The organism is Spirulina sp. CCY15215 (assembly GCF_016888125.1).
Classification (GTDB): domain Bacteria; phylum Cyanobacteriota; class Cyanobacteriia; order Cyanobacteriales; family Spirulinaceae; genus CCY15215.
This window is the reverse complement of record NZ_JACSWA010000426.1, coordinates 45850-53378: the sequence shown is the minus strand read 5'-3', so window position 1 is coordinate 53378 and position 7529 is coordinate 45850. Positions and strand designations below refer to the sequence as shown.

At 41.4% G+C, this 7529-nt stretch carries 2 protein-coding genes; both read right to left on the bottom strand.

All coding sequences use genetic code 11. The annotated features are described in order from the left end of the window. The coding region (locus tag JUI58_RS12680) for a histidine kinase dimerization/phospho-acceptor domain-containing protein (protein ID WP_204104153.1) at window positions 1-1772 on the bottom strand (1772 nt) is incomplete at its 3' end. Between the two features lie 91 nt (window positions 1773-1863). After that, window positions 1864-7284, bottom strand: coding sequence for an ATP-binding sensor histidine kinase (locus JUI58_RS12675; RefSeq protein ID WP_204104152.1), 5421 nt, complete (start codon window positions 7282-7284; stop codon window positions 1864-1866). Between the last annotated feature and the right edge of the window lie 245 nt (window positions 7285-7529).

Here is a 7529-nt window from a genome sequence, read left to right as displayed (position 1 = left end):
ATACCTCCCGCAGAGGTAAACTTGAGAGCATTATTAATCAAGTTAATCAGAATTTGGCGAAGTTTGACTTCATCAGTGCGAATATAGCGGGGGAGATCGGGTGCTGGTTCTAATAACAATTGCAAGTTTTGGTCTGCTGCTTTGAGTTGGAACATATCGTGGATGTCGTTGAGGAGACAATGAGGGTCGAAGTTTTTCTTGTTGAGGGTAATGCGTCCGGCTTCGATTTTGGAGAGGTCGAGAACGTTATTAATTAAGGTGAGAAGATGTTCGCCACTGCGGTTAATAATGCCGACGCTTTCTTGGTGTTCTTTGGGGAGGGTTTGAGAGCGGGTCATAATCTGAGTAAAGCCAAGAATAGCATTGAGAGGCGATCGCAATTCGTGACTCATGTTGGCGAGGAAGGAACTTTTAGCTTGGTTGGCCACTTCGGCTTTTTCTTTGGCGATTTCTAGTTCGGCAGTTCGTTCGGCAACTCGTTGTTCTAGGGTGGTAAAGGATTCTTTGAGTTGACCAGCCATTTCATTGAATGCGTTGGTTAGTTCGCCTACCTCATCTCGTCGTTCGGTTGTCAGTTGTTTTTCCCATTGACCGCGAGCGAGTTCTTGGGCAGATTGGTTGAGATACAGTAATGGTTGTACTACCCAACGGGCAGTGAGAATGCCGATCGCTACAGCCAGTGCTAAGGCGGCTACGCAGAGGATAATTGTCGTCTGGGTATTGGCGTTAATTTCTGCGAGAAAGTCGGATTCTGGTACGGCGATCGCCACAAGCCAATCTAACCCACCTTCGTCCTGAAAAGGAATGATTTTCAAAAAATACTCCTCGCGATCGATGTTGAGGGTCATGTGGGAGTCTTCGGTAATTTGAGAGAATTCGCCAAAGCGAGAGAGCAGGAATTTGGCACTCTCTGCCACAATTCGATTAGGACTATCTGCTGCATTGAGTCGTTCTGGATTTTCCGTGTTGGTGTCGGTTACGAATAAACCCTCTTCGTTAGAAGCGGCAACCATTAGCCCCGATCGCTCGATAATATAAATCTGTCCTGACTGACTGACTTGTAAATTTCGCAAAAATTCAGACACTTGCACCAAGAGTAAATCGATTCCCAAAACGCCTTTTAAGTCCAGGCGATCGTCATAGACGGCATTAGCGGCACTGATTCCCAGGGATGCTTCCAAGGCACCCGCATAGACTTCGCTCCAAACGGGAGTTTGGAGTGCGGCTGCTGATTTGTACCACCCCCGTTGGCGCGGATCGAAATCCGGTCTAGTATTAATGAGGGTTTGAGGATTTCCGGCTTTATCGAGAGCATAACGTTTAAAATCACCGCTAACAAAGCCTTCGGTGATGGAGAGATTAAAGCCATAAGTTGAATCGCGTCCGACGGAGACAATGCCGCCGCGTTCGTTGGCAAAATAGATATAATCGACGGCATCAAATTGCTGTAATTGTCGCCAAAAATGCTGACCCAAGCGATCGGGATCGGTGGCATCCAGGTTTTTAGTGCGGATTAAATCGAGATTGATTTGATTGACTAGATTGGCCGTTGCTAGATAAACATCCAGCTTTTCTGCGATGCGATCGCCGGTTTCATCAATGAGTCGATTGGCAAGGTCTTCTACTGCCTTTGTTCCGCTTCTAAAGGAAAGATAGCCAACTAAACTTACTGCACCAACGATTTGTGCGACAAAGGGAATAATCAGAACGGTACGGAGGGGCAGTTTGTTAAGTATTTTAGTGCTGGATTGGATAATTTTATCTGGTAGCATGAATGTTCCTTCTTTTCTAGTAATGGTTTTTTAGGGGCGATCGCAGGACTCCTGATGGTTTGTAAATGCAGAACTTTGCTTAACGATAAAACTATTCTGGAGAAATAGGGAGTGCGATCGCAAATTCCGTACCTTTGCCCAATTCTGACATACAAGTAATCCTTCCGCTATGTTTTTCTACCACGATTTGACGGGCGATCGCCATTCCCAATCCCGTACCTTTTCCCACACCTTTAGTAGTAAATAAATGCTCAAAAATCTTTGCCTGCACCTCTGCACTCATGCCAATTCCATTGTCTTTAATCCGAATTATTACCTGTTTCTGATCAGATGATAACTCAGTTTTGATAGTAATTTTATTGGCAATTTCTTGATAGCTACGCCCTTGGTTTGATTCTTCCAGTGCATCAATGGCATTACTCAATAAATTCATAAATACCTGATTCAATTGTCCGGCATAACATTCAATTTGTGGTAAGTCACCATAGTCTTTAATGACTTTGATTTCCGGGCGATTTTCATTAGCTTTGAGGCGATGTTTGAGGATCATAATAGTGCTATTAATACCATCGTGAATATTGCAGGCAATAGGATGATCTTTATCAGCGCGGGAGAAAGTTCTTAAGCTAGTGCTAATATCTTTAATTCGGTTTACTCCTTCCCGCATTGAATTGACTAATTTCGGGAAGTCTTCTCGGATGTAGTTAAGATCGATCGTTTCTATTTCTTCTTCAATTTCTGGCTCTAGTTGGGGATATTTTTGTTGATACAAATCGAGCAATCCAAAGATATCTTTGATGTAATTTAAGGCTGGGATAATATTACCACTGAGGAAACCAACGGGGTTGTTAATTTCGTGAGCAACTCCAGCGACTAAGCCACCCAAGGCTGACATCTTTTCGCTTTGAACGATTGTGAGTTGGGCTTGTTTTAGGTCGGTTAAGGCTTGTTGTGCTGCTTGATATAAACGGGCATTTTCTAGGGAAATTGCTGCTTGTGAGCAAATCAGATTTAGCACTTCAATACGATCGTTGGTAAATACTCCCACAGTTAAGTTATTTTCCAGATATAAAACTCCTATTAATTCCCCTTTATTCATAATTGGACTACAAAGGATACTTTTTGGTTGGTGTTTTTGAATGTAACTATCTGCCACAAACTGAGGACTTATCCGAGCATCTGCTAATACCAATGGTCGTAAATTATGCTGAACATTATTCACCAAATTAATCGCTATATCTTGACTTGATTCTAGGGGAATTGATGGTAATATTTGCGGTAACTTTCCCTTTTCTACGATGGCTACTAATTTTAACGAACCATCTTGTTTGAGTAGTAAGATACTCTTACTTGCCCCAGCATTGGCAATGACTATTTCTAGGAGAGTAATTAAGAGTTTATCTAGTTCAATTTCCCCTGAAATTGCTTGAGAGGCTTTAAGTAAAGTCGCCAAATCTAAGGCTTCAGAGACACTGCTAGAGGTATGAGTAGCAGAGATTGTTCCTCGTATCAATGTTTCCTTGAAGGAATTAGTAATACGAGGTTGTTGTAGGATGGGTGCGAGGAGTTGGGGATAGCGTTGTTCTAAATCAGTAACTTTGGCTTTAGCTCCCCATCGGGCATAACAGTAGTAAGATTCCTGCATATAACCAGCAGCAACTTTTTCTTTACCCCAGTCGAGATAGAATTTAGCTGCTAGTTCGTTGGCTAAGGCTTCTTCTTGGATATATTCGTTTTCTTTGGCTCCGGCGATCGCTGCGTCGTATAATTCTAATGCTGGCAAGCGATCGCCCTCGATCCGAGCCATCTCCGCCGAAATTAACTGATATTTGTGCAGGAAATTCTGCGGGCAAGTTTGAGACCACTTATACAACACTTGCTGTTGTTCTTGTATTTGCTGCCAATAAAATGCTTGAGTAGCACTATCTACTTCTTCATATATAGCAGTCAAACTCAGAGGATAGTAAACATGATAAATAACGATCGGAAAAAAACCAAAGTTAGCAGGCAAAGTAGATTGTATGGATTGAGCCACCTGTAAAGCTTGTTGGTAATTTCCTTGGAGATAAAGCCGTTGTAAAACGAGAAAACCGTACCAGTTGATCCCGTGATTGTAATAATTTTGCCGCCAAAGCGCCAGTAAAGGGCTATTAAGAAAACCTTCGTAGGTCAACGACCCATCCTCCGCCTTATCATCAATGAGTTCTCGCACGAATTGCTGTTTAAGCTCGAAAGCAGACAGCATATTGCGATCGTTTACTCCCCGGACATAATCAATATATTTCTCAATTTGCTCTTCGATTAGAGGTAGGGGACTCCCTTTAAAAAGATGAGCCCAGACCATAAAGGCAATCGCCCAGACACCGAAGATCAAATCGCCTAATTCAGTGCAAATCTCAAAGGACTGTTGGTATAAGGATAAATTCTCTGCAATGGGACGGATATAAGGAGCGATCGCATGACCAAAGTGATTATTATTTTTAGCAATGAATTGGGTGTTATGGAAAGTCCGGTCAACTTCTAGGGCAACGGTGCCAAACTCATAGGCTTCTCGATAACGACCTTCATAAGCCAAGGTCATACCGTAAGAACAATAAGAAAAACTCGAACTTTCTGCTCGTCCGTATTTGAGAGATAAGTTAATCATGCGTAGGGTCGTCAGCCAGTTGAGGTTGGGATTGCCGGCCACATAAGCCGCAGACCATAAGATACAAAGGAGCTTCATGCAGCTTTGCTTTACGGGATCTCTCATGGGTGGCAACTCTAAAAGCACTTGAGGAGAAACCTTCGTAAATGCTTCTCGGACTTGCTGTAATTCTTCCTTGACGAGAGACACTAAAGCCTCGGCATCGGTGGGTACGATCGTTCCCAAAACCGCCAAGCCTTTGATACCTGCATCAACACCAGATAAGACATCCGTTCCTTGAGTGGTACGCTGGGTCATCAAAATCCCATAAATTCGGGCAGCATCTATGGGATCTGTGACTTGTTTTAAGGCATGGTTGAGTATTAATTCGGACTCTTCAAACCGACCGACCAAATAATCGCATTCCGCTTTTTCTCGGTTGAGATCGAACATGAGGCGATAGTGCGTATTCCAAGCCTCTTGGGGAAGTCGAGAAAGTCCAAAGTTGAAGTAGTCGATGGCAGCATGATAGGCGATGGAGAGTTTGGCTTTCATGCCTGCCAAGAAGGCCAGTTCTGCCAGTTGAGCTACGGGAATAGAAGACGGATCGGCATCAATTCCCATCACGAGATGGTTGATGATATTGAAAATGTTATCTTCTTGCTCCTTGGAGGATTGATGTGCTAGGAGCAATTGGCCGATTTTGAGGTGAGTTGCTTGTTTTCGATCGCTGGCAATGAGTGAATAAGCTGCTTGTTGAACCCGGTCATGTAAAAACTGATACGTGGGATTGCCGGTGGCCTTAAATACTTCTTCGCTATCTGATTGGGTGAAAAATTTATAGATTTTGGTTGTGGGAATCACCAAACCTTCTTGTAAGGCTTTCCATAAAGATTTAGCTGTCTTTCTTGCAGATTTTTCACTAACAATTATCAAGGTATTCAAATCAAATTTCGCACCAATACAAGCCGCTAATTTGAGCATTTCCTGAGTTTCTCTTGGCAATTTCTGTAATTGCAATGCCATAAATTCTACGACATCATCAGTTAGCGCCAAGGTATTGACTTGAGCAATATCGCACTCCCAATGTTGGATATCCCAATCAAAACTAATTAATTTATCGTCATGTAAGGCTTTGAGAAACTGGGTAGCAAAAAAGGGATTACCCTGAGTCTTTTGATAGACTAATTTAGTTAAAGGTTGGGCAAGAGATAACTCGCTATTTAGCGTATCTGCTACCAACTTATTCAAATCTAATTCCGTTAAGGGTGGCAAGGTAATTGTATTTACTGTTGCCCCAGTTTTGATAATTTCATCTACAGTTAAAATAAATGGATGTACTGGTGAGACTTCATTATCGCGATAAGCTCCTAAGACTAATAAATATTCTGTATCTTGCATCAATAATTTTAGCAAATTCATTGAGGCTGAATCAGCCCATTGCAAGTCATCTAAAAACATCACTAAGGGATGTTCAATGCTTGTGAAGATTTTGACAAACTTTTGAAACAGCAAATTAAAGCGATTTTGAGCAGCACTGCCTGATAATTCTATGGCTGGTGACTGTTTGCCAATGATGTTTTCTAATTCGGGAATTACGTCAATTAAGACTTGTCCGTTGTCTCCCAAAGCTGCTAATATTTGATTTTTCCAGGTTTGCAGTTGGGTGTCGGATTCTGATAATAATTGTCCCATTAAATCGCGGAAGGCTTGCACGAAGGCACTAAAGGGAATGTTGCGTTGAAATTGGTCGTATTTGCCTTTAATAAAATAACCCCGTTGTCGGACAATGGGTTTATGGACTTCGTTAACTACTGCTGTTTTTCCAATGCCAGAGAAACCAGCTACTAGCATCATTTCGGCTGCACCTCCCCCCTTACCAAGGGGGGTCTGGGGGGGATTACTAACTCTTTCAAAGGTTGCTAATAGTTGATTAACTTCTTTTTCTCTACCGTAGAGTTTTTCAGGGATAATGAAGCGATCGCTTATATCTCGCTTGCCAATTTCAAAAGATTCTATCTTACCTGTGGTTTGTAATTGCTCTAAACAAATCTCTAAATCATATTTGATTCCCAAGGCAGTTTGATAGCGGTCTTCAGCATTCTTTGCCATCAGTTTGCTGACTATTTCTGAGAGAATTAGAGGGATTTCTGAATTAATTTGATGAATAGGTATTGGGTGTTTTGCTAGATGAAAATGCACTAATTTCATCGCATCTTCTGAGACAAATGGTAATTCTCCTGTTAATAGTTCATAAAATGTTATTCCCAAGGAATAAAAGTCACTACGATAATCTATGCCTCGATTCATTCTGCCTGTTTGTTCTGGGGAAAGATAGGCTAATGTTCCTTCTAAGATATTGGGATTTTGGATTTCTTGGGTTTCTCGCGGTAGTAGAGAGGAAATGCTGAAGTCAATTAATTTGATTTCTTTGGTATTTGGATTAATTAAGATGTTGGCGGGTTTAATGTCTTTGTGAATTACTCTATTTTGGTAGAGATAGTGGAGAATATCTGTAAGTTGGATCGCGATGTTAAGAAATTCAACTAAAGGTAAAGATTTATAGATTTTGCTTTCTTCTGTTGCTATTTTGAGATAAACAGATAGGGAGACTCCACCAAAGTCTTCCATAATTAGGGCATAGCTATTGCGGTAGGTTTCTAAATTTAAGGGTTGGATAATGCTAGGAAAGTTGAGATTTTTGGCAACAGTATATTGGTTACGAAACTGAAGCAGTTCAGTAAAGTTAGGATATTCGTTTCGTAGGATTTTGATGACGAAGGGCTGTTGGTTGCTGGTACGGATGGCTCGATAGACTAAGGTGCGATTACCTGTGTAGAGTTGTTCTGTGATTTGATAACCTAGCAAATGTGGGTGTGCGTTCATAACTCGTTTTTACTCATTAAACATTAAACAACAGATAAATTAAAATATCCCATTCAATTCTATATCTATAATTTGACAGTGATTGTAGTATTAAATACAGTCCTCTCACTAAGTACAGAATTAACTGTAATTTTTCCTTGCTGTTTTTTGACTATCAGCAATCCCCACAATAATACTCTTCCGATCTTGAATCAATGCACTGTCCAAAATGCTAACCATTTCGCTTGAAGAAAAAGGTTTTCGTC